This window comes from Oceaniradius stylonematis, from assembly GCF_965223445.1.
In the GTDB taxonomy this organism is placed as follows: domain Bacteria; phylum Pseudomonadota; class Alphaproteobacteria; order Rhizobiales; family Rhizobiaceae; genus Roseitalea; species Roseitalea stylonematis.
Map to the genome: position 1 here is coordinate 140,586 of NZ_OZ244994.1, position 21,187 is coordinate 161,772.

Here is a 21,187-nt window from a genome sequence, read left to right on the forward strand (position 1 = left end):
CCGTTAGCGGCGGCGCCGGAACAGTTTCGCCGGCAGCGTCGCAATGCCGATCCCGGTCATCACCAGCACGATGCCCGCCAGATGGAACGGTTCGAGCCGCTCGCCCAGAAAGACGATCGCCATCAGCACGCCATAGGGCGTCATCAGATACATGAACATGCCGGCGACCGAGGCGCCGAGCGCACGCACGCCATACTGGAAGCCCGAAAACGCCAGCAGCGACGAGATGAGCACGATCCCGCCCGTGGCGTACCAGGCCTCGCGCGTCGCCGGCAGGCCCTCGGCCGATACCAGATCGACGGCGGCGAACGGTAGATTGACCAGCGCGCCGAAGCCGGCAACCAGCGCGAACAGGCTCATATTGTCGAGCCGCCGGAGACCCTCGGCGCGATAGAGGATCGAATAACCGGCCCAGGAGAGAGAGGCCATGGCGATCAGCAGGTCGCCGGGATTGAAGGTCAGCCGGGCCAGCGTCGTCAGATCGCCGCGCAGGACGATGATCGCAACGCCGGCAAAGCCCAGCGCGATGCCGGCCGTCTCGCGCAGGCCGATGGCGCGGCCGCGAAACAGCCGCTCGAGCAGGATGATCAGGATCGGCGCGGTCGAATAGATCAGCGTGGCGTTGGTGGCCGTCGTCAGGCTCAGGCCGAGATAGACGACACCGCCCGAAAGGCCCATGCCAAGAAACCCCAGCGTCAGCAGCAGGCGCCAATGGTCGGCCAGAACGGCGCGCACCGCGGCGCCTTGGCGGACCAGCGCAAACGGCAGCAGGATCGCGGCGACCGAGGCCCAGCGCAGAAAAGCCAGCACGAAGGGTGCCGTATCGCCCGCGACGTAACGCCCGAAAATGATGTTGGTCGAAAAGAAAAGCGGCGTTGCCAGCATCACCGCATAGGGAAGGGCCTGGGGCGGCGATGCGGTTTGCTGTGACATGGCCCCGAGTAACCGTGAAGCCCGCCGCCGGCAAGCGCCGTCTGGAAATGGCGCGCCTTTGCGGATAGACGGGCGCGACAACGGCCGCAAACCGGGGAGCCATCCATGCCGCGCACCTGCCTGACCATCGTCCTCGCCGCCGGCGCGGGCACGCGCATGAAGTCCGACCTGCCCAAGGTTCTGCACAAGGTCGCCGGCCTGCCGATGGTCGGCCATGTGACGCAGCGCGCACGCGCGGCGGGCAGCGGCGATCTGGCCGTCGTCGTCGGCCATGGCGCCGATGCGGTGCGCACCGAGCTGGGCGCCATCGAGGGCGACGCGCAGTTCTTCACGCAGGAACGGCAGCTTGGCACGGCCGATGCGGTCATGGCCGCGATGCCGGCCATCGAAGCGGGCCATGACGATGTGCTGGTCCTGTTCGGCGACACGCCGCTGATCACGACCGAAACGCTCACAGCGGCGCGCGCCGGGCTGGCGGACGGGGCCGATCTGGTGGTCGTCGGCTTCCGGCCCGACGATCCGCACGGCTATGGCCGGCTGATCGAGCAGGGCGGGCAACTGGTGGCGATCCGCGAGCACAAGGACGCAAGCGAAGCCGAACGGCAGATCGGCTTTTGCAATGGCGGGCTGATGGCGTTTGCCGGCGACAAACTGGCCAACCTGCTCAAGGCCATCGGCAACGACAATGCCAAGGGCGAGTTCTATCTGACCGATGCGGTGGAGATCGCCCGCGGGCAGGGGCTCGACGTGCGCGCCATCGAAGCGCCGGTCGAGGATGTGATCGGCGTCAACACGCTCGCCGAACTGGCCGAAGTGGAAGCGATCTGGCAGGAGCGCCGGCGCCGCGCGCTGATGCTGGAGGGCGTTGCCATGGCCGCCCCCGACACCGTCCATCTCAGCCACGACACGCAGATCGCGCCCGGCGCCGCGCTCGAACCCAATATCTGGTTCGGCCCCGGCGTACGCGTCGATGCCGGCGCGCGCATTCGGGCGTTCAGCCACATTGAAGGCGCGTCCATCGGCCCCAATGCCGAGATCGGCCCGTTCGCGCGGCTTCGTCCGGGCACGATGCTGTCGGAGAAGGCCAAGGTCGGCAATTTCTGCGAGATCAAGAATGCGACCGTGGCAGAAGGGGCGAAGGTCAACCATCTGACCTATATCGGCGATGCGGCGATCGGCGCGGGCGCCAATATCGGCGCGGGCACGATCACCTGCAACTATGACGGGTTCGGCAAGCACCATACGGAGATCGGCGCGGGCGCGTTCATCGGCTCGAATTCGGCGCTCGTGGCGCCCGTGACGGTGGGCGAGGGCGCCTATGTCGGCTCGGGCAGCGTGGTCACCGACGACGTGCCCGCCGACGCGCTGGCCATCGGCCGTTCGCGCCAAGTCAACAAGGACGGGCTCGCCGCGCGCCTGCGCGCGAAGTTGGCCAAGGCAAAGGCGGCCAAGTCGGCGGGCTAACCTGCCCCCAAAAGCCGAACCGCCGCGTCGCGCTCGAACAGGTAAAGAAGGATGCGCAGCGCCTTGCCGCGCTCGGAGACAAGCTCGGGATCGGTTTCGAGCACCAGCCGCGCATCGTCGCGCGCCACCGGTAACAGGTCGCCATGGGCTTCGAGCCGCGCCAGCGTGAATCCCGGCGTGCCGGACTGGCGGGTGCCAAGCAGTTCGCCTTCGCCGCGCAGCCGCAGATCCTCCTCGGCGATCACGAACCCGTCTTCCGTGCGCCGCATGACGTCGAGCCGGGCGCGGGCGGTTTCGCCCAAAGGTTCGCCATAGAGCAGGATGCAGGACGAAGCGTCCGCGCCGCGCCCGACCCGTCCGCGCAACTGGTGCAGCTGCGACAGGCCGAACCGTTCGGCATGTTCGATCACCATGATCGTCGCGTCCGGCACGTCGACGCCGACTTCTATGACGGTCGTCGCGACCAAAAGACGTGTCTCGCCGGCCTTGAAGGCGGCCATCGCGGCGTCCTTTTCCGGCCCGGCCATGCGGCCATGCACCAGACCCACGCTGTCGCCGAAAAGGCCCGCCAGTTCGCCATGGCGTGCCTCGGCCGACATGACGGGCACCTCCTCGCTGTCCTCGACCAGCGGGCAGATCCAGTAGATCTTGCGCCCCTCGTCGACTGCCGTGCGGATGCGGTTCAGAAGCTCGTCCAGGCGCGCGATCGGCATGGCGACGGTGGCGACCGGCTTGCGGCCGGCGGGCTTTTCGTCGAGCTTTGAGACATCCATGTCGCCGTAGGCGGTCAGCACCAGCGTGCGCGGGATCGGTGTGGCGGTCATCACCAGCATGTCGGCGCCGCCGCCCTTTTGCGCCAGCAGCAACCTCTGGTGCACGCCGAACCGGTGCTGCTCGTCGATCACGGCCAGACCAAGATCGGCGAAGGTGACGCCTTCCTGGAAGAGGGCATGGGTGCCGACCAGAATGTCGATGTCGCCGGCTTCCAGCGCAGTCAGGGTCTCGGCGCGGCGGGCGCCCTTGTCGCGCCCGGTCAGGATGGCGACGCGCAGCCCGGCCTTTTCAGCCAGCGGGCCGATGGTCGCCATGTGCTGGCGGGCGAGCACTTCGGTCGGCGCCATCAGCGCGCCCTGCATGCCGGCTTCGACCACGCGCGCCAGCGCCATCAGCGCGACGATCGTCTTGCCGGAGCCCACATCGCCCTGAAGAAGCCGCAGCATGCGGTCGGGCGCGGCCATGTCGGCAGCAATCTCATCGAAGGAACGCTGCTGCGCGCCCGTCAGCGGATGGCCGAAAGCCAATGTGACGGCGGCAACCAGACTGCCGTCGCCCGACAGCGAGCGGCCGGCGGTGCGTTTGGCCCTTGCGCGCACAAGCGCGAGCGCCAATTGCCCTGCCAGCAACTCGTCATAGGCGAGCCGCCGGCGATTGACGGTCTCAAGGCCGATATCGGCGGCCGATTGCGGATGATGGATAGCCGCGAGTGCCCCGGCCATGGCGGGCCAGCGCTCGCGCGCAAGAAGCGCCGCGTCGAGCCATTCGGGCAGGTCCGGCATCCGGTCGAGCGCCTGCAGGATCGCCCGGCGCAGCACCTTGCCCGACAGCCCCGCGGTCATCGGATAGACCGGTTCGATCAGCGGCAGGCTGTCGGCCTCGTCTTCGGTCACCATATGGTCGGGATGCACCATCGAGGCGCGGCCGTTGAACCATTCCACCTTGCCGGACACGAGCACCGTTTCGCCGACGGGAAGGGTGCGCTCCAGCCATTGGCCATGGGCGCGGAAGAAGGTCAGTGCGATCTCGCCCGATTCGTCGTGGCAGAAAACGCGGTAGGGCACCCGCCGGTTGCCGCGCGGCGGCGCCTGATGCCGGTCGACATGCAGCGTCAGCGTGACGATCGTGCCGGGGACCGCCGCCATGATGGTCGGCCGGGCGCTGCGGTCGATCACCGAATGGGGCAGATGGAACAACAGCGCGCCGACATGCGGTTCGCCCCGATCGCCGCCGCGGCCCAGCGCCAGCGCGATCAGGCCGCCGACCTTTGCACCGACGCCTTCAAGCGTGGTCACCGGCGCAAACAGCGGATCGAGAACGGAGGGGCGCATCAGCGGTTTATGTTTGCCGCGCCAGACAAGATCAAGGCTGACATGATGGCTGCCGCTCGCTATATGCGCCCGACACCATCCCAACCGGACCTTCGCGCGCCATGACCGACCCGCAGACCCTTGATGCACGCCGCCGCCGCGCGCGCTTTCGCGCCTGGCATCGCGGCATGAAGGAGATGGACATTGTGCTGGGCGGCTATGCCGATGCCCATGTCGCGCAGATGGATGCCGACGAACTCGCCACGTTCGAGGCGCTGATGGAGAACCTCGACCGCGACCTGTTCAAGTGGTTCACCGGGGAGGGTCCGGTGCCCGCCGAGCACGACACGCCGCTGTTCCGCGCGATCTGCGCGCACCACAAGATCGAGCTCACCTGACAATGGCCGATCCGCTCTTCGACATCCCGCACGTGCCGTCCGATGCGGGTCAGGTCGCCCTGACCGGTGTCGCCGACGGCATGGAAGGCTTTGTGCTGGCCGGGCTTGCCGGCCAGAGTGACGCGCCCTTGATCCATATCGCGCGCGATGCGGGCCGCATGGCCGATATCGCGCAGGTGCTGTCGTTTGCAGCGCCAGGGCTCGACATCATCCAGCTTCCGGCCTGGGACTGTCTGCCCTATGACCGCGTCTCGCCGAGCGCCGAGGTCACCGCGCAGCGCCTTGCGGCGCTGACACGCATTGCCGCGCTCGCCGCCAATCCGCGCCGGGCGATCGTGCTGACCAGCGCCAACGCGGTCCTCCAGCGTGTGCTGCCGCCCGAAACCATCGCCGCGCAGGCCATCGATGTGCGCCCCGGTCAAGTGATTGCGATGGAGCAACTGGTCGGCACGCTCACCGGCAACGGCTTCTTGCGCGTGCCGACGGTGCGCGAAGTCGGCGAGTATGCCGTGCGCGGCGGCATTCTTGACGTGTTCGCGCCGGGCTCGGAAGGGCCGGTGCGGCTCGATTTCTTCGGCGACACGCTGGAGACGGTGCGCGGATTCGACCCCGCGACCCAGCGCACCACGGACCAGCGCAAGGCGTTCAGCCTGCAGCCGATGAGCGAAGTCGTGCTCGATGCGGCCTCGGTAACGCGGTTTCGCACGCGCTACATCGAAACCTTCGGAGCGCCGGCGAGGGACGACGCGCTTTACGCCTCGATCGTCGCGCAGACGCGGTTTGCCGGCATGGAGCACTGGCTACCCTTCTTCGCCGAACGGCTTGAGACGCTGTTCGATGCTCTGCCGGACGCGCCGGTGGTAATCGAGCCGCTGGCCATGAACGCCGTCGCCGAGCGGGCCGACCAGATCGACGAATATTACAAGGCGCGCACCGACCAGCTCGCAGGCAAGGCGATGGGGGAAGCTGCACCCTACAAGCCGGTCGCGCCGGAGCTCCTGTATCTCGACAAGGCCGGGTTCGACGCGATGCTGGCGGCGCGGACGGCGGTGCATCTGTCCCCGTTCGACCGGCCCGAAAGCGCCGGCACCGCGATCATCGCGCTCGATGGCCGCGCCGGGCGCAACTTTTCCGCCGAACGCGCGCAAAAGGACGTCAACGTCTTTGAGATCGCGGCGCGGTTCATTGCCGATGCGCGTGGCGAGGGCCGCAGGGTCGTGCTCGCCGGCTGGTCGGAGGGTTCGCTGACGCGGCTCGTCCAGATCCTCGAGGAACACGGCCTCGAGGGCTTTTCCGGCATCGCGCCGGACGCCGCGGCACTGGCGCGCGCGCCGCAGAACGTCGTCGCCACGGCGATCCTGAACATCGAACACGGTTTCGAATGGTCGAAGACGCTCGTCATCGGCGAGCAGGACATTCTGGGCGACCGTCTGGTGCGGCGGCGCTCGAAAAAACGCGGTGCCGACTTCATCTCCGAGGTCGCCGCCCTCAACCCGGACGATCTGGTCGTCCATGTCGATCACGGCATCGGGCGCTTTGCCGGCCTGAAGACGATCGAGGCCGCCGGCGCGCCGCATGATTGTCTGGAAATCCGCTACCACGGCGACGACCGGCTGTTCCTGCCGGTCGAAAACATCGAGCTTTTGTCGCGCTACGGCTCCGACAGCGCCGAAGCGCAGCTCGACCGGCTCGGCGGTGGCGCATGGCAGGCGCGCAAGGCCAGGCTGAAGAAGCGGTTGCTCGACATGGCGGGCGATCTGATCGCCATCGCCGCCGCCCGGCAGATGCGCTCGGCGCCCGAACTGCGTGCGCCCGAGGGCATCTACGACGAGTTCGCCGCGCGCTTTCCCTATGACGAGACCGAGGACCAGCTGACGGCGATCGACGCGGTCGAGGACGATCTGGCAAAAGGCCGGCCGATGGACCGGCTGATCTGCGGCGATGTCGGCTTCGGCAAGACCGAGGTTGCGCTGCGCGCCGCGTTCCTTGCCGCCATGAACGGTCTTCAGGTCGCCGTGGTCGTGCCGACAACGCTTCTGGCGCGACAGCATTTCAAATCTTTCTCTGATCGCTTTGCCGGGCTTCCCGTCAATCTCGCCCATGCCTCGCGGCTGGCCGGCCCCAAGGCGCTGGCCGACGCCAAGAAAGGCATCGCCGATGGCAGCGTCGATATCGTCATCGGCACGCACGCGCTTCTGGGGCAGGGCATCCGCTTCAAGCAGCTCGGCCTTCTGATCGTCGACGAGGAGCAGCATTTCGGCGTCAAGCACAAGGAACGGCTCAAGGAGCTCAAATCGGACGTGCATGTGCTGACGCTTTCGGCAACGCCGATCCCGCGCACGCTGCAACTGGCGCTGACGGGCGTGCGCGAACTGTCGCTGATCACCACCGCGCCGGTGGATCGCCTCGCGGTGCGCACGTTCATCGCCCCGTTCGACCCGCTGGTGATCCGCGAGACGCTGCTGCGTGAGCGCTATCGCGGCGGCCAGAGCTTTTACGTCGTGCCGCGCATCTCCGACCTTGGTGACGTCAAGGCCTATCTCGACGAGAACGTGCCCGAACTGAAGGTCGCCGTCGCCCATGGCCAGATGGCGCCGGGTGAACTCGAAGACATCATGAATGCATTCTATGACGGCTCCTACGATGTGCTGCTGTCGACGACGATCGTCGAAAGCGGGCTGGACATCCCGTCGGCCAACACCCTCGTCGTGCACCGGGCGGACATGTTCGGCCTGGCCCAGCTCTACCAGTTGCGCGGCCGTGTCGGCCGGTCGAAGCTGCGCGCCTATGCGCTTTTCACGCTGCCGGCCAACAAGCCGCTGACCAAGACCGCCGAACGGCGGCTGAAAGTGCTGCAATCGCTCGACACGCTCGGCGCCGGATTCCAGCTTGCCAGCCACGATCTCGATATCCGCGGCGCCGGCAATCTTCTGGGCGAGGAGCAGTCCGGCCATATCAAGGAAGTGGGCTTCGAGCTTTATCAGCAAATGCTCGAGGAAGCGGTCGCCGAACTCAAGGGCGAGGACGATGCGGACCATGGCGAATGGTCGCCGCAGATCACCGTCGGCACACCGGTGATGATCCCGGAGAGCTATGTGCCGGACCTGTCGCTGCGCCTGTCGCTCTATCGCCGGCTCGGTGGATTCGAGAGCGTCGAGGAGATCGACGGCTTCGGCGCCGAGCTGATCGACCGGTTCGGCCCGCTGCCCGAGGAAGTCGAGCACCTGCTGAAGATCGTCTACATCAAGGCGCTGTGCAGGCAGGCAAATGTCGAAAAGCTCGATGCCGGCCCCAAGGGAGCGGTCGTCCAGTTCCGCGGCCAGCAATTCGCCGATCCGGCGGGGCTCGTCCAGTGGATTGCCGAGCAGGGCGCGCTGGCGAAGATCAGGCCGGACCAGTCCGTCGTGTTCTCGCGCAACTGGCCGACGCCGGAAAAAAGGCTCGCGGGCGCTGCGGTGCTGATGACCAAGCTCGCCAACCTGGCCAAAGCGCACAAGGCCGCCGCCTGACCAACGAAAAACCGCCGGCGCATGGCACCGGCGGCTCGATCGTCGTTCGGATGCGGACGCGGCTTACTCGGTTGTGCCTTCCGTCGCGCCTTCTTCCTTGGCGCGTTCCTGCTCGGCCTTCAGCCGCTCCTGGAATTCCTCGCGCCGCCGCTCGATCTCGGCCTGCAGCTGCTGCTGGCGTTCCTCGACCTCGGACTGCTGGATCGGGTCGCCATCGAAAGCCGCCGTAAAGCCCTGCAGCGTCACCTCGATCGGGTTGGGCTGGTTCTGGAAGTTCACGGTGGTCAGCGTCATGCCGCCGCCGGCCTTCAGCGAGGCGACCAATTCCTCGGTCAGCGGCGTTTCGGCGATGCAGCGGTCGGGCAGGCAGATCGAATAGGGGATGCGGCGGGTTTCGCCGTCGTCGATCTGCATGCCGATGCCGGCGGGAATGACGCGGCCGGTCGGAACGGCGATCTGGAACAGCGCGCGGTTCTGTTTGCCGGTGATCTGGATGAGGTTGACTGCCGTCAGAAGCTGACCGGTCTGCGCCGTGCGCACATTCTGCACGTTGCAGATGTCGTTGTCGGCCTGCTTGGTGCAGACCTTGAACCACTGGTTCTGGGGCGGCGCGTTCTGCGCCTGGGCCTGGCCGGCCATCGCGGTCAGCGCGAGCGCCCCGAACGCCGCTGCCAGAGATGCGGATTTCGATCCCATCGTGATGATTGTCCTTTGTCGCTTGATGTCTTCGAGAAGGCTGGCCGCAGCCCTGACCCTGAAATGAGGCCGCACCGTGACGCCCGTCGCGTGGCGCCTGATACACAGTCTTGGCGCCGGTTTCCACCCCCGCTGCGCCCTTCGTGCCCGCTGTATCAACGTTCGATCCGCATGCTAACATCGGTCGGAATCGCCCAAGGGAGAGAAACGTCCCGTGATACGCCTGATCATGATCGCCGCCGCGCTCGCCTTTGCTGCGACCGCTGCCAGGGCCGAACCGATGCACGGGATCGCCATGCATGGCGAACCGGCATTGCCGGCCGGCTACACCCATTTCCCCTATGCCAATCCCGACGCGCCGCAGGACGGCTCGGTCACCTATGGCGTCGTCGGCACGTTCGACAGCCTCAACCCGTTCGTTCTCAAATCAATGCGGACCACCGCGCGCGGCATCTGGGACCCCGAATTCGGCAATCTGGTGTTTGAGTCGCTCATGGTGCGCTCGCGCGACGAGCCTTTCACCATGTACGGCCTGCTCGCCGAAACGATCGAGACCGACGATGAACGGACCTGGGTCGAGTTCACGCTGAACGCGGACGCGCGCTGGTCGGACGGTGTGCCGGTGACACCGGAAGACGTGATCTTCACCTACGAAATTTTGACCGAGAAAGGCCGTCCGCCCTTCAACCGGCGCATGGCGCGCATCGAGCGCATCGAAAAGACGGGCGAGCGCTCGGTCAAGTTCTATCTCAACGATCAGGCCGACCGAGAGTTTCCGCTGTTGCTGGCCTTGACGCCGGTCCTGCCGGCCCACGCCACCGATGTCGATAATTTCGAGGGGGCGACGCTGGACCCGCCCGTCGGCAGCGGGCCGTATCTGGTCGAAAGCGTCGAGCCGGGCGCCCGCATCGCCTATCGCCGCAACCCCGACTATTGGGGCCGGAACATCCCCGCCAAGCGGGGCTTCGACAATTACGAGCAGATCACGGTCGAGTATTTTCGCGACACGACGGCGCGGTTCGAGGCGTTCAAGAAGGGCGTTTTCGACATCTATCCCGAAAGCGATCCGATCAAGTGGGAAACGGCCTATGATTTCCCGGCCGTGACCGACGGGCGGATCGTCAAGCAGACGTTCGGCACCGGCCGACCCCAGCGCATGCTGGGCTTCTTCTTCAACACGCGCCGCGAGGTGTTCGCCGATGCCCGGGTGCGCGAGTCGCTGGCCATGCTGTTCGATTTCGAATGGGTGAATGCCAACCTTTTTTCAGGGCGCTACACGCGCACCGGCTCGTTCTGGCAGAACTCGGACGAACTGTCGGCGCTGGGCCGGCCGGCCGATGAGCGCGAACAGGCGCTGCTCGCCCCGTTCGCCGATGCCGTCCAACCCTCGGTGATGGACGGCAGCTATGCGCCGGTCGTGACGGACGGGTCGGGCCGCGACCGCGCCGTGTTGCGCCGCGTCGTCCAGAAGCTAGGAGAGGCGGGCTATGCGATCGAGGACGGCCGGATGGTCAGGGACGGCGAACCGCTGTCCTTCGAGATCCTTCTGGGGACCGTGCCGGGCGCCTCGCAGAACGAGATCGAGCGCATGGCGCTGTCCTACCAGACGACCGCCGGGCTGATCGGCGTCGATATCGCCGTGCGCGGCGTCGATGACGCCCAGTTCCAGCAGCGCCGCCAGACCTGGGATTACGACATGGTGGCCGGCAGCCTGTCGGCGTCGCTGTCGCCGGGCGGCGAGCAGGTGTGGCGCTGGGGCTCGGAATCGCGCGATCCGGAAGGCACCTTCAACTATGCGGGCGCCGCCGATCCGGCGATAGACGCGATGATCGCGGCCATGGTCGATGCGCGCGAACGCGAGGACTTCGCCGCTGCCGTGCGGGCGCTCGATCGCGTGCTCATCTCAGGCCACTATGTGGTGCCGCTCTATCATCTGGGCGAGGACTGGGTCGCCCATTGGAGCCATATCGAACATCCGCCCGAACCGCCGCTCTATGGCTACCAGTTGCCCGTTTGGTGGTCGACCAGGACCGAATGAGCCGACAGACCGCGAAAGGACCATGATGGCCGATATGCCCAAACCGATGAGCGTCGATGTGATCTCCGACGTGATGTGTCCGTGGTGTTACATCGGCAAGCGCCGGCTGGAGCGCGCAGCCGAGATGGCCGAGGGCGAGTTCGATCTGACGGTCCATTGGCGGCCCTATCAGCTTGACGCGACCATTCCGCCCGGCGGCATGGACCGCAAGACCTATCTTGAGAACAAGTTCGGCGGGCCGGAGCGGGCGCAGGAGATCTACAGCCGGATCGAGGCGGCCGGGGCGGGCGAGGGGATCGACTTCAATTTCGACGCCATTGCCATTTCGCCCAACACGCTCGACGCGCACCGTGTCGTCCGCTGGGCCGGCGATGCCAGCCCGACCATGCAAGCGGCTGTCGTCGAGCAATTGTTCGCCCGCTTCTTCCTGCATGGCGAAAATGTCGGCGATCATGGCGTTCTGGTGGAGGCCGCCGGCGAAGCGGGCATGGATGGCGCCGAAGTGCGCCAATGGCTCGAAAGCGACCGGGATGCGGCCGAAACGCAAGCCGAAGCCGCCCGCGCCGCGCAGATCGGCGTCACGGGCGTGCCATGCTTCATCTTCGGCAGGCGCGTCGCGGTGACCGGCGCGCACGATCCCGAAACGCTGTTCATGGCCATGCGCCAGACCGCGCAGGAAGCGCAGCCGAACTGAGGGCGGCGCGTTCGCTTAGTGGGCCATCACGTCGCGCACGACATAGCGCCCGTGGTCGGCGCTCCAGTCGAACATGTCGCCGACCTGGGGGTGCCGCACCGGCTCGCCCGTCTCGTCCGGCAACAGGTTCTGCTCGGAGACATAGGCCACATATTCGGTGTCCTCGTTCTCGGCGAGCAGGTGATAGAAGGGCTGGTCGCGGCGCGGCCGGATCTCCGCCGGGATCGCCTCGTACCATTCCTCGGTGTTGTCGAATTCGGGGTCGATGTCGAAGATCACCCCGCGAAACGGGAACATGCGGTGCCGGACGATGTCGCCGATCCCGAACCGCGCGCTGACCATTTTTGCATCAGAATATCTCATGGCCCTAATTTGATGCGATAATCGGGTCGTTTCAAGGCCTTGACCGGTCCGGCGCCAAGCCGGTACGCCATGGGCAGCGGCGGGTGTGCTGTCGTGCGGCCTTCGTGGGGAGTTCATGGCAAGCGTCTTCGGCCTGGTCCTGCCGTTCTTCGGGCTGATTGCCCTGGGGTTCGTGACCGCCCGCGTGACGCGCCAGCCGCTCGAAGCGCTGGGCTGGATGAACACGTTCATCATCTATGTCGCGCTACCGGCGCTGTTCTTCAATCTACTGGCCAAAACACCGGTCGAGGAACTGACCCAGTGGCGGTTCATCGTCGGCACCACGCTGTCCACATTCGCCGTCTTCGCGCTGATGTTCGTCATCGGGATTTTCCGCACGCGCGGCCGGGTGGACGAGAGCACGGTGATGGGGCTCGCCGGCGCCTACGGCAACATCGGCTATATGGGGCCGGGGCTGGCGCTTCTGGCGTTCGGCGAAGCGGCCGTCGTGCCGGTCGCGCTGGTGTTCTGCTTCGACAACACGCTGCACTTCGTCATCGCGCCGCTGATGATGGCGCTGGCCGACGATTCGCCGGACCGTCCGCCGGCGTGGAAGCTGGCGCTCGATGTCGCAAGGCGCATCCTGCTGCACCCGTTCATCCTGGCGACGATTGTCGGGATCACCGCCGCCATTGCCGGCTTCCGCCCGCCGGCGGCCGCGCAGACGCTGCTGGACTATCTGGCCGGCGCGGCCGCACCCTGTGCGCTGTTCGCCATGGGCGTCACGCTGGCGTTGCGCCCGCTCCGGCGCATCCCCGCGGAGACCGCGTTCATCGTGCCGATCAAGCTGATCGTGCATCCGGTCATCGCCTATGTGCTGGTCTCGTATATCGGCGATTTTCCGCCGGTCTGGGTCTACTCGGCCATGCTGCTGGCGGCGCTGCCGAGCGCCACCAACGTCTTCGTCATCGCCCAGCAATATGGTGTGTGGGTCGAGCGCGCCTCGGCCATGGTGCTGCTGACCACGGTGGGCTCGGTCGCCACCGTCACGCTGCTGCTCTACCTGATGACCAATTCTATCCTGCCGCCCGATCTGTTCTGACATCGGCGTCTTTGCCCCGGAACGGGCCTGCCATGGCTTTCAGCCCGCCGCCCGGCTCGATCCCCTCGCGCATCACCAGGCCGCGCAAAGGGCTGATGTTGCGCAGCACGGACAGGAAGGCCGCACGGCCCATCTGCACCGGCAGGAAGTCGGTCAGGAGCGACCGGTTGAGCACATCGACGCCGCCGGTACGCATGTAGACATCGGCGCGGCGGCGCATGTCGTAGCGCCGCGCCACCGCCGCCGCGCCGGGGTCTTCGCCCGCCTTGGCCAGAACGGCGGCCAGATCGGCGACATCGCGAAAGCCCAGATTGAGGCCCTGCGCCCCGATTGGCGGGAAGGCATGCGCGGCCTGCCCGATCAGCATGACGCGCGCCTTGCCGAACGTGTGGGCGACGAGGCTCGACAGCGGCCAGCCTTGAGGTTTCGTCACGTTGGAGACCTTGCCCAGCGTCGATTGCAGATTGTCCTCGATCGCGCGCGCCAGCGCATCGGGCTCCATCGCCATGACTGTCTCGACCCGCTCGGGCCGCATCACCCAGACAAGGCTCGACCGGTTTCCGGGCAGGGGAACCTGCGTGAACGGGCCTTCCTGCGTGTGGAACTCGGTCGAGATGAACTCGTGGTGGCGCTCATGGTCGAAGGCGGCAACGAGCGCGGTCTGCGGATAGCTCCATGTGCGCTGTCCGATATCGGCGGCCTGCCGGACCAGCGAATGAACGCCGTCGGCTCCGACCACAAGCCGGGTTTCGTAGGTATCGCCATTGGAGAGCGTGACGAACGCCGCATCATCGTTGAAGGCGACCGCCGACACCATCGCGTCGACCGTTTCGATCAGATCATGGGCCTTGACGGCCTTTTCGAGCGCCGTGTTCAGCGCCTGGTTGGGAATGTTGAAGCCGAACTCCTCATAGCCGGCCTCGGCCGCGCGGAAGCTGACCGTCGGCGCGCGAAACAGGCGTCCGGTCGCATCGACCATGCGCAGCACCTTGAGCGGCGCAGCCGCCTCTTCGCAGTCGCTGAAGACGCCATAGTCGCGCAGCATGTGTATTGCCGGCTGCATCAGCGCCGTGGTGCGGGAATCATCGTCGAGAAATGTACCCGACGGCGCGGCGAGCACGGTGCGGTAGCCGCAGGCGGCGGCCTCGAGCGCGGCGGCCATGCCGGTCGGCCCGGCGCCGGAAATGACGATGTCGGCGGGTTTGGTCATGGCGAACGCCTCTATTTCATTGCCATCCATTTGGCGCGCGCGAACGGTGCTGTCCAGCCGCCAATTGCCGCACGGGCCGCGACATTGTGGGGAGAAAAGCCGGCACGCGAGACGTTTTGCGTTGCACAGCGGCGCGGTCGGCGCATACGCTCAAACCGTTGCGCAACAGATTGACCGGTGCCGATGACCGCCAGCGCGTCCGAAAAACCCGATCCGACGCCGCTTCTGGCGGTCGAGGGCATCACCAAGCGGTTTGGCGACCTCGTCGCCAACGATGCGGTCGATTTCGACATTCTAGCGGGCGAAATCCACGCGCTTCTGGGCGAGAACGGAGCCGGCAAGTCGACGCTGGTGAAGATGCTGTTCGGGTCGCTGATGCCCGACGGCGGACGGATCGTCTGGAACGGCGAACAGGTCTCGATCGCCAATCCTTCCGCAGCAAGACATCTTGGCATCGGCATGGTTTTCCAGCATTTTTCGCTGTTTGACTCGCTGACCGTCGCCGAGAACATCGCCCTGTCGCTGGAGGACGATGTGCCGCTTTCGACGGTGGCGGACGAGGCGCGCCGCCTCGGCGAGGTGTACGGCCTGACGCTCAACCCCGAGGCGCTGGCCGGCGATCTGTCCGTTGGCGAGCGCCAGCGGGTGGAGATCATCCGCTGCCTGTTGCAGGAGCCCAGCCTGATCATCCTCGACGAGCCGACATCGGTGCTGACGCCGCAGGAGGCGGAACGGCTGTTCGAGACGCTCGACAAGCTCAAGGTCGAGGGAAAGTCGATCCTCTACATTTCGCACAAGCTCGACGAGGTGAAATGGCTTTGTGATCGGGCGACCGTGCTGCGCCACGGCAAGGTGGTCGCCCATTGCGATCCGCGCGCCGAAACCGCCAAGAGCCTTGCGGCCATGATGGTCGGCGAGGAGGTGCAGGCGGTTCGCCGGACCCATGACGCGCCGGCCGACGGCGAAGCCGGGCGCGATGTCGTGCTCGGTGTGCGCAATCTCGATCAGCCGCCGCTCGGGCCGTTCTCAACGCCGCTGCGCGCAATCCACATGAACGTCCATGCGGGCGAAGTGTTCGGCATTGCGGGCGTTGCCGGCAACGGCCAGTCGGAACTGTTCGAGGCCTTGTCGGGCGAACAGCTCCAGGACAATCCCAACGCCGTCACCATCGGCGGCGCGCCGGCCGGGCGGCTCGGTCCGAACGGACGCCGGCGGCTGGGCGCGGCGTTCGCGCCCGAAGAGCGGTTCGGCCATGCCGCCGTCGCCACCATGCCGCTGACCGAGAATATCCTTTTGAGCCGGCACGCATCGGACGCCAGCGCCTACCAGTCCGGCGGGCGGCTGGGTATGTTGCGCCGCTCGGCGCTGGGGCGGACGCTCGCCCGCGTGGTCGATGCGATGGATGTGCGCAAGTCCGGCGAGAACCCCGACGCGGGAACGCTGTCGGGCGGCAATCTGCAAAAGCTGATCCTGGGCCGCGAATTCGACCGGCGGCCGCGGCTTTTCATCGTCAACCAGCCCACTTGGGGCGTCGATGCGGGCGCCGCGGCACGCATCCGCCAGGCACTGATGGATGCGGCGACCGCCGGCGCCGGCGCGCTGGTCATCAGCCAGGACCTCGATGAACTGCTGGAAATGTGCGACCGGATCTCGGTCATCCACGACGGCGAAATGTCCGAGCCGCTCGATGCCCGCACGGTGACCCGCGAGCAACTCGGCCTTTTGATGGGCGGCGCCGAACCCGAAAAGCATCACGGGGTCGCTGCATGACGCGGATCGAACTCGTCCGCCGGCCGCAGCATTCGGCGCTGTTCAGCGTGCTGTCGCCGTTCATCGCCGTGCTGATCACCGCGCTGATCGGCGGCATCATGTTCGCCATGCTGGGCAAGTCGCCGATCGGCGGGCTCCATGCCTATTTCATCGAACCGCTCACCGAGGTGTGGTCGATCCACGAGCTGATCATCAAGGCGACGCCGCTGATCCTCATCGCGGTCGGGCTTTCGGTCTGCTTCCTGTCCAACAACTGGAACATCGGCGCCGAAGGCCAGTTCATCATGGGCGCGATCGCCGGATCGGTCATGCCGGTGCTCTATCCGGGCATCACCGGGCCGATGGTGCTGCCGCTGATGCTGGTCATGGGGATGGCGGGCGGCGCGGCCTGGGCGACGGTCCCGGCATTCCTCAAGGCGCGGTTCGGCACCAACGAGATCCTGTCCTCGCTGATGCTGGTCTATGTCGCCGAACTGTTCCTCGACTGGCTGGTGCGCGGGCCTTGGCGAAATCCCGAAGGCTTCAACTTCCCCGAAACCCGCTCCTTCCATGCCGATGCCATCCTGCCCGAAATGCTCTCGGCGTCGGGGCGGGCGCATTATGGCTTTGTCTTTGCGATACTTGCCGCCTTGGTCGTCTGGTTCATGCTGTCGCGCACGCTCAAGGGCTATGAGATCCGGGTGCTTGGCGAAAGCCCGAGGGCAGGGCGGTTTGCCGGCTTTTCGGCCCGGCGCATGGTCTTTTTTGCCTTCATCGTTTCCGGCGCGCTTGCCGGGCTGGCGGGCATCATCGAAGTGTCCGGCGCGATTGGCCAGCTTCGTCCCGCCATCTCGCCCGGCTATGGCTTCACCGCGATCATCGTGGCGTTCCTGGGACGTCTCAACCCGCTCGGCATCGTCGCCGCCGGGCTGATCCTGGCGCTCTCATATCTGGGCGGCGAGGCGGCCCAGATATCGCTCGGCGTCTCCGACAAGGTGGCCAACGTCTTCCAGGGCGTGCTGCTGTTCTCGGTTCTCGCCTGCGACACGCTGATCCGCTACCAGATCCGGATCGTCCGCCCGCACCCCGCAGCCGCACCGGAGCCGGCCCGATGAGCCCCGACGTGATCCAGGCGATACTCCTGACGGTCGTCACGGCCGCAACGCCGCTTCTGATCGCGGCGATGGGTGAACTGGTGGTCGAACGCTCCGGCGTTCTCAATCTCGGCGTCGAGGGCATGATGATCATCGGCGCGGTCACCGGCTTCGGCGCCGCGCAGATCACCGGCTCGCCCTGGGCCGGCGTTCTGGCGGCAATTATCTGCGGCGCGCTGTTCTCGCTGCCCTTTGCCGTCCTGACTTTGTCGCTGGCCACCAACCAGGTTGCGACCGGATTGTCCCTGACCCTTCTGGGGCTGGGCGTTGCCGGCATGATCGGCGAACAGTTCGTCGGCCTGCCGGGCGTCCGTCTCGAGGCCGTCAACGTGCCTTTCCTCGTCGATATTCCGCTGATCGGACGGCTCCTGTTCGGACAGGACCCGATCTTCTATCTGTCCATCGGTCTGGCGGTCGGCGTCTGGTGGTTCATCTTCCGCACCCGCGCCGGCCTGACCCTGCGCGCGGTCGGCGACAGCCATGGGTCCGCCCATGCGCTGGGCATCAATGTGCTGCGCGTGCGTTATCTGGCGGTGATGTTCGGCGGCGCCTGCGCCGGGCTGGCCGGCGCGCACCTGTCGCTGGTCTACATTCCGCAATGGGTGGAGAACATGACGGCGGGCCGCGGCTGGATCGCGCTGGCGCTCGTCGTCTTCGCCTCATGGCTGCCGCTGCGGGTCGTCATCGGCGCCTATCTGTTCGGCGCGGTCACCATCGCCCAGTTCCACGCGCAGGCGCAGGGCGTCGCCATACCCTCACAATTGCTGTCGGCGCTGCCCTATCTGGCGACGATTGTCGTTCTTGTCTTGATTTCATCCAACAGACGGATGACGATGCGAAATACGCCAGCGTCGCTGGGCAAGCCCTTTGTTCCGGACCGCTAGCAACAACAACAAGCCGATCACGGGCGGGATCGCGCGACAGCGCGTCTAAGAGTTTGGGCAATCGAGAGTTTCGGGGAAAGGCGATCATGAAGAAACTTGCAACATCACTTCTGGCGGCGGCAGCGGCCGTGGCCATCACCGGCGCGGCGCAGGCTGCCGACGCCAAGGCGTGCTTCATCTATGTCGGACCGATCGGCGACTATGGCTGGTCCTATCAGCACCACCAGGGTCTGCTCGACGTGGAAAAGGCGTTCGGCGACCGGGTCGAGACCGCCTATCTCGAAAGCGTGGCGGAAGGCGCCGACGCCGAACGCGCCATCGAGCGTTTCGCACGGTCGGGCTGCGACATCATCTTCACGACGTCGTTCGGCTATATGGACGCGACCAACAAGGTGGCGGCCAGGTTCCCGGACGTGAAGTTCGAACACGCGACCGGCTACAAACGCGAGTCGCCGAACGTTGCGACCTACAATTCGAAGTTCTATCAGGGCCGCTACGTGCAGGGCCAGATCGCGGCCAGCGTGTCGGAGACCGGCGTCGCCGGCTACATCGCCTCGTTCCCGATCCCCGAAGTGGTGCGCGGCATCAACTCGTTCATCCTGGGCGCGCAGTCGGTCAATCCGGACTTTTCGCTGAAGGTGGTCTGGGTCAACACCTGGTTCGATCCCGGCAAGGAAGCCGACGCCGCCAAGGCGCTGATCGACCAGGGCGTCGACATTCTCACCCAGCACACCGATTCCACCGCGCCCATGCAGGTGGCCGAGGAGCGCGGCATCAAGGCGTTCGGCCAGGCGTCCGACATGTACGCCTTCGGCGAGCAGACCCAGCTCACCTCGATCATCGACGATTGGGGCCCGTATTATGTCGAGCGCGTGCAGGCGGTGCTGGACGGCACCTGGGAGAGCCACGATGTGTGGGACGGCATGGCCGAGGGCCATGTGGCGATGGCGCCCTACTGGAACATGCCCTATGAGGTCGCCGCCATGGCCAAGAAGACCGCAACGGCGATCACGGTCGGCGTGCTCGAGCCGTTCACCGGTCCGATCACCAAGCAGGACGGCACCGAATGGCTGGCCGAGGGCGAGACGGCCGATATCGGCGCGCTTCTGGGCATGAATTTCTACGTTCAGGGCGTCGACGACCAACTGCCCGAATAAGGCTCACACACACGCGCAGCCGAACAGGGCGCCCGGGGTTTCCGCCTCGGGCGCCCTTGTCATTCGGCGGGCTGGATAGCGGATGCGGGCGCAATGGCGCCGCGCTCGCGCCAGGCGCGGCGCAGGGCAAGGACAAAGACGGCCGGCGCAAGGAACGGCGCCATGGGCAGCTTCGCGCTCATCGCCGAAAGCAGCAGGAACGGTGCGGCAAACGCCAGTGCCATGACGGTTTTCTCATACGGCAGAAAGCCGGCGGTGAGGCCGCGCGCGGCAAGAAACGCCAGTGCCGGCGCCAGCAGATAGAGATCGTAGTTGAGCCCGAACGGCGTGGCGATCAGTGCGCCCGTCAGAAGCAGCGCGGCTTTGGTCTCATGCGCGATGCCGTTTTGCGGCAGCCACGCCCAGACGATGGAGGCAGCGACCGCAATCGCCAGCGCGGCGTGGGCGGCCATGGCCGCGCCGTCGGGCACGCCGGACAGCCGCAATCCGGCATAGGCGGAGATCATCTTCTGCCATCCCACCAGCCCGAGCGTCAGCGCTTCCATCGCCTGATCGCTTTGGGCGAGAAACGCAATCCACACCTGCGGACCCAGCAAGAGCGCGGAACCGGCAACGAGCAAGCCGAGCGTGGCGCCGGCGGCCGCGATCGCCCGCCACTGGCCAGCGGCGAGCAGCGCAAGCGGGATGAGGAGGCCCAGCTGCGGCTTGTACGTCAACAGACCGAACAGGATGCCGGCCAGAACCGGCCGTTTTGGCAAAAGGGCCAGCCCGCCGCCGAACAGGGCGGCGCTCAGGAACGCGTTCTGGCCATGCGCGATGGTCAGGAACGCCGCCGGAAAAGCCAGTGCCAGAACCAGCGTCTGAACCGCATTGCCGGAAATGCGGGTCAGGACCCAGAGGCAGGCCCCGAAGCTGACGGCCATCCATGCGCCAAGTGCGGCGTGGAAGGGCAGCGCGCCAAACGGCAGCATGTAGGCGAGAAAATGCGGCGGATAGAAGAAGGCGAAATAGCCCGCATCCGGGAACAGCGCGCGCTGGGCGGGCTCGAACAGAGCCCTGTCATAGGGAACGAGCGGGTTGCCGGCGAGGGCCTCGCGGGCGGCGACCCAGTAGGAGACGAAATCCGTGCCGAACGGGGCGCCATTGGGCATGACGCCGCCATTGCTCCAAAGAACGAACACGGTGGCCGCAACGGTCAGCACAAGCATCATCGCCGGATAGGCGACCATGCGGTCCCGCGTGATCCACGTGCCTTGCGACAGGCCTAGCGAAAGGCCGGCGAAGAGATGGGCCATGATGCGCTCGTTCGGTCGGTGGCGGCAGACGCCGCCCGGTGTTGGCTCCAGATAGCGCGCCGGCGTTGAACATTGCGTTAAGCGCTCCATCCGATCCGGCGCCGCTTGACCTGCGCGGCGGGGCTGCTACCAGTCGGGGATCAGCGAGGAGACGGCGCGTCATGACGCACAAGGCGACCAAGATCGTCATCATCACCGAAAAGCTCATCGTCGAGGGCGTGACGAAGATCATCGAGGAGGCCGGCGCGAGCGGCTACACGATGGTGCAGGCCGCCGGCAAGGGAAGCCGCGGGGTGCGCTCGTCCGGCCGCCCGGCGGTCGTCGATGCCTTCGCCAATGTCAAGGTCGAGGTGATCACGGCAACCCGCGACATGGCCGAACAGATCGCCGACAAGGTCGCCGCGCGCTACTTCGAGAACTATTCGGGCATCACCTATCTCGAAGAGGTCGAGATCCTGCGGCCGCACAAATTCTGAGC

17 protein-coding genes are annotated in these 21,187 nt (G+C 66.4%); 11 read left to right on the top strand and 6 right to left on the bottom strand.

What is annotated here, in order from left to right; all coding sequences use genetic code 11:
* Positions 1 to 3: 3 nt before the first annotated feature.
* A complete protein-coding gene (locus tag ACOQOU_RS00770) occupies positions 4 to 933 on the bottom strand; it encodes a DMT family transporter (protein ID WP_306025573.1) in 930 nt (309 codons plus the stop codon).
* A 105-nt stretch (positions 934 to 1,038) separates the two neighbouring features.
* Between ACOQOU_RS00770 and glmU the strand changes: the two genes are divergently transcribed.
* A complete protein-coding gene (gene glmU, locus ACOQOU_RS00775; protein ID WP_306025574.1) occupies positions 1,039 to 2,397 on the top strand; it encodes a bifunctional UDP-N-acetylglucosamine diphosphorylase/glucosamine-1-phosphate N-acetyltransferase GlmU in 1,359 nt (452 codons plus the stop codon).
* Here the strand turns inward: glmU and recG are convergent.
* Complete coding sequence (gene recG, locus ACOQOU_RS00780; protein ID WP_306025575.1) at positions 2,394 to 4,502, bottom strand: ATP-dependent DNA helicase RecG; 2,109 nt, start codon at positions 4,500 to 4,502, stop codon at positions 2,394 to 2,396. The genes glmU and recG overlap by 4 nt on opposite strands.
* 101 nt (positions 4,503 to 4,603) lie before the next feature.
* On the opposite strand from recG, the gene ACOQOU_RS00785 reads away from it, so the two are divergent.
* Both ACOQOU_RS00785 and mfd read left to right on the top strand, forming a co-directional pair.
* The gene (locus ACOQOU_RS00785) at positions 4,604 to 4,879 is read left to right on the top strand and encodes a succinate dehydrogenase assembly factor 2 (protein WP_306025576.1); all 276 of its coding nucleotides are present in this window, start codon (positions 4,604 to 4,606) and stop codon (positions 4,877 to 4,879) included.
* Positions 4,880 to 4,881: 2 nt separating this feature from the next.
* The gene (gene mfd / locus ACOQOU_RS00790; protein WP_306025577.1) at positions 4,882 to 8,388 is read left to right on the top strand and encodes a transcription-repair coupling factor; all 3,507 of its coding nucleotides are present in this window, start codon (positions 4,882 to 4,884) and stop codon (positions 8,386 to 8,388) included.
* Between the two features lie 63 nt (positions 8,389 to 8,451).
* Here mfd and ACOQOU_RS00795 read toward each other — a convergent pair whose 3' ends face one another.
* On the bottom strand, positions 8,452 to 9,084 hold the full coding sequence (locus tag ACOQOU_RS00795) for an invasion associated locus B family protein (protein ID WP_306025578.1): 633 nt from the start codon (positions 9,082 to 9,084) through the stop codon (positions 8,452 to 8,454).
* A gap of 229 nt (positions 9,085 to 9,313) precedes the next feature.
* On the opposite strand from ACOQOU_RS00795, the gene ACOQOU_RS00800 reads away from it, so the two are divergent.
* Together ACOQOU_RS00800 and ACOQOU_RS00805 are read left to right on the top strand one after the other, a co-directional pair.
* Positions 9,314 to 11,122: an extracellular solute-binding protein gene (locus ACOQOU_RS00800; RefSeq protein WP_306025669.1), complete on the top strand. Its 1,809-nt coding sequence runs from the start codon at positions 9,314 to 9,316 to the stop codon at positions 11,120 to 11,122.
* Positions 11,123 to 11,144: 22 nt separating this feature from the next.
* The gene (locus tag ACOQOU_RS00805; RefSeq protein ID WP_420578763.1) at positions 11,145 to 11,816 is read left to right on the top strand and encodes a DsbA family oxidoreductase; all 672 of its coding nucleotides are present in this window, start codon (positions 11,145 to 11,147) and stop codon (positions 11,814 to 11,816) included.
* Positions 11,817 to 11,831: 15 nt separating this feature from the next.
* Here ACOQOU_RS00805 and hspQ read toward each other — a convergent pair whose 3' ends face one another.
* Positions 11,832 to 12,158: a heat shock protein HspQ gene (gene hspQ / locus ACOQOU_RS00810; RefSeq protein WP_109767141.1), complete on the bottom strand. Its 327-nt coding sequence runs from the start codon at positions 12,156 to 12,158 to the stop codon at positions 11,832 to 11,834.
* 136 nt (positions 12,159 to 12,294) lie between these two features.
* On the opposite strand from hspQ, the gene ACOQOU_RS00815 reads away from it, so the two are divergent.
* Complete coding sequence (locus ACOQOU_RS00815) at positions 12,295 to 13,260, top strand: AEC family transporter (protein ID WP_109767140.1); 966 nt, start codon at positions 12,295 to 12,297, stop codon at positions 13,258 to 13,260.
* Here the strand turns inward: ACOQOU_RS00815 and ACOQOU_RS00820 are convergent.
* Positions 13,235 to 14,470 carry a UbiH/UbiF family hydroxylase gene (locus ACOQOU_RS00820; RefSeq protein ID WP_306025580.1) on the bottom strand — a complete coding sequence of 412 codons (1,236 nt, stop codon included), beginning with the start codon at positions 14,468 to 14,470 and terminating at the stop codon, positions 13,235 to 13,237. The genes ACOQOU_RS00815 and ACOQOU_RS00820 overlap by 26 nt on opposite strands.
* A gap of 183 nt (positions 14,471 to 14,653) precedes the next feature.
* Here ACOQOU_RS00820 and ACOQOU_RS00825 point away from each other — a divergent pair, with 183 nt between their 5' ends.
* The 4 genes from ACOQOU_RS00825 to ACOQOU_RS00840 all read left to right on the top strand — a co-directional run bounded on the left by ACOQOU_RS00825 (position 14,654) and on the right by ACOQOU_RS00840 (position 19,414).
* Positions 14,654 to 16,240, top strand: a complete 1,587-nt coding sequence (locus ACOQOU_RS00825; protein ID WP_306025581.1) for an ABC transporter ATP-binding protein — start codon at positions 14,654 to 14,656, stop codon at positions 16,238 to 16,240.
* Positions 16,237 to 17,334 carry an ABC transporter permease gene (locus ACOQOU_RS00830; protein ID WP_306025582.1) on the top strand — a complete coding sequence of 366 codons (1,098 nt, stop codon included), beginning with the start codon at positions 16,237 to 16,239 and terminating at the stop codon, positions 17,332 to 17,334. The genes ACOQOU_RS00825 and ACOQOU_RS00830 overlap by 4 nt, the downstream gene beginning before the upstream one ends.
* Complete coding sequence (locus ACOQOU_RS00835) at positions 17,331 to 18,257, top strand: ABC transporter permease (RefSeq protein ID WP_109767138.1); 927 nt, start codon at positions 17,331 to 17,333, stop codon at positions 18,255 to 18,257. Before ACOQOU_RS00830 ends, ACOQOU_RS00835 begins: the two co-directional genes overlap by 4 nt.
* A gap of 86 nt (positions 18,258 to 18,343) precedes the next feature.
* Positions 18,344 to 19,414 (top strand): BMP family ABC transporter substrate-binding protein, encoded by a 1,071-nt coding sequence (locus tag ACOQOU_RS00840; RefSeq protein ID WP_109767137.1) that lies wholly within the window; start codon positions 18,344 to 18,346, stop codon positions 19,412 to 19,414.
* 59 nt (positions 19,415 to 19,473) lie between these two features.
* On the opposite strand, the gene ACOQOU_RS00845 is transcribed toward ACOQOU_RS00840, so the two are convergent.
* Positions 19,474 to 20,709: a glycosyltransferase family 87 protein gene (locus ACOQOU_RS00845; RefSeq protein WP_306025583.1), complete on the bottom strand. Its 1,236-nt coding sequence runs from the start codon at positions 20,707 to 20,709 to the stop codon at positions 19,474 to 19,476.
* Between the two features lie 161 nt (positions 20,710 to 20,870).
* Here ACOQOU_RS00845 and ACOQOU_RS00850 point away from each other — a divergent pair, with 161 nt between their 5' ends.
* On the top strand, positions 20,871 to 21,185 hold the full coding sequence (locus ACOQOU_RS00850) for a P-II family nitrogen regulator (RefSeq protein ID WP_306025584.1): 315 nt from the start codon (positions 20,871 to 20,873) through the stop codon (positions 21,183 to 21,185).
* The last annotated feature ends 2 nt before the right edge of the window (positions 21,186 to 21,187 follow it).

What these genes read in the sequence shown, in the direction of transcription:
- ACOQOU_RS00770 (WP_306025573.1), bottom strand. Translation starts at nt 933, where the DNA reads ATGTCACAGCAAACCGCATCGCCGCCCCAGGCCCTTCCCTATGCGGTG.
- glmU (WP_306025574.1), top strand. Translation starts at nt 1,039, where the DNA reads ATGCCGCGCACCTGCCTGACCATCGTCCTCGCCGCCGGCGCGGGCACG.
- recG (WP_306025575.1), bottom strand. Translation starts at nt 4,502, where the DNA reads ATGCGCCCCTCCGTTCTCGATCCGCTGTTTGCGCCGGTGACCACGCTT.
- ACOQOU_RS00785 (WP_306025576.1), top strand. Translation starts at nt 4,604, where the DNA reads ATGACCGACCCGCAGACCCTTGATGCACGCCGCCGCCGCGCGCGCTTT.
- mfd (WP_306025577.1), top strand. Translation starts at nt 4,882, where the DNA reads ATGGCCGATCCGCTCTTCGACATCCCGCACGTGCCGTCCGATGCGGGT.
- ACOQOU_RS00795 (WP_306025578.1), bottom strand. Translation starts at nt 9,084, where the DNA reads ATGGGATCGAAATCCGCATCTCTGGCAGCGGCGTTCGGGGCGCTCGCG.
- ACOQOU_RS00800 (WP_306025669.1), top strand. Translation starts at nt 9,314, where the DNA reads ATGATCGCCGCCGCGCTCGCCTTTGCTGCGACCGCTGCCAGGGCCGAA.
- ACOQOU_RS00805 (WP_420578763.1), top strand. Translation starts at nt 11,145, where the DNA reads ATGATGGCCGATATGCCCAAACCGATGAGCGTCGATGTGATCTCCGAC.
- hspQ (WP_109767141.1), bottom strand. Translation starts at nt 12,158, where the DNA reads ATGGTCAGCGCGCGGTTCGGGATCGGCGACATCGTCCGGCACCGCATG.
- ACOQOU_RS00815 (WP_109767140.1), top strand. Translation starts at nt 12,295, where the DNA reads ATGGCAAGCGTCTTCGGCCTGGTCCTGCCGTTCTTCGGGCTGATTGCC.
- ACOQOU_RS00820 (WP_306025580.1), bottom strand. Translation starts at nt 14,470, where the DNA reads ATGACCAAACCCGCCGACATCGTCATTTCCGGCGCCGGGCCGACCGGC.
- ACOQOU_RS00825 (WP_306025581.1), top strand. Translation starts at nt 14,654, where the DNA reads ATGACCGCCAGCGCGTCCGAAAAACCCGATCCGACGCCGCTTCTGGCG.
- ACOQOU_RS00830 (WP_306025582.1), top strand. Translation starts at nt 16,237, where the DNA reads ATGACGCGGATCGAACTCGTCCGCCGGCCGCAGCATTCGGCGCTGTTC.
- ACOQOU_RS00835 (WP_109767138.1), top strand. Translation starts at nt 17,331, where the DNA reads ATGAGCCCCGACGTGATCCAGGCGATACTCCTGACGGTCGTCACGGCC.
- ACOQOU_RS00840 (WP_109767137.1), top strand. Translation starts at nt 18,344, where the DNA reads ATGAAGAAACTTGCAACATCACTTCTGGCGGCGGCAGCGGCCGTGGCC.
- ACOQOU_RS00845 (WP_306025583.1), bottom strand. Translation starts at nt 20,709, where the DNA reads ATGGCCCATCTCTTCGCCGGCCTTTCGCTAGGCCTGTCGCAAGGCACG.
- ACOQOU_RS00850 (WP_306025584.1), top strand. Translation starts at nt 20,871, where the DNA reads ATGACGCACAAGGCGACCAAGATCGTCATCATCACCGAAAAGCTCATC.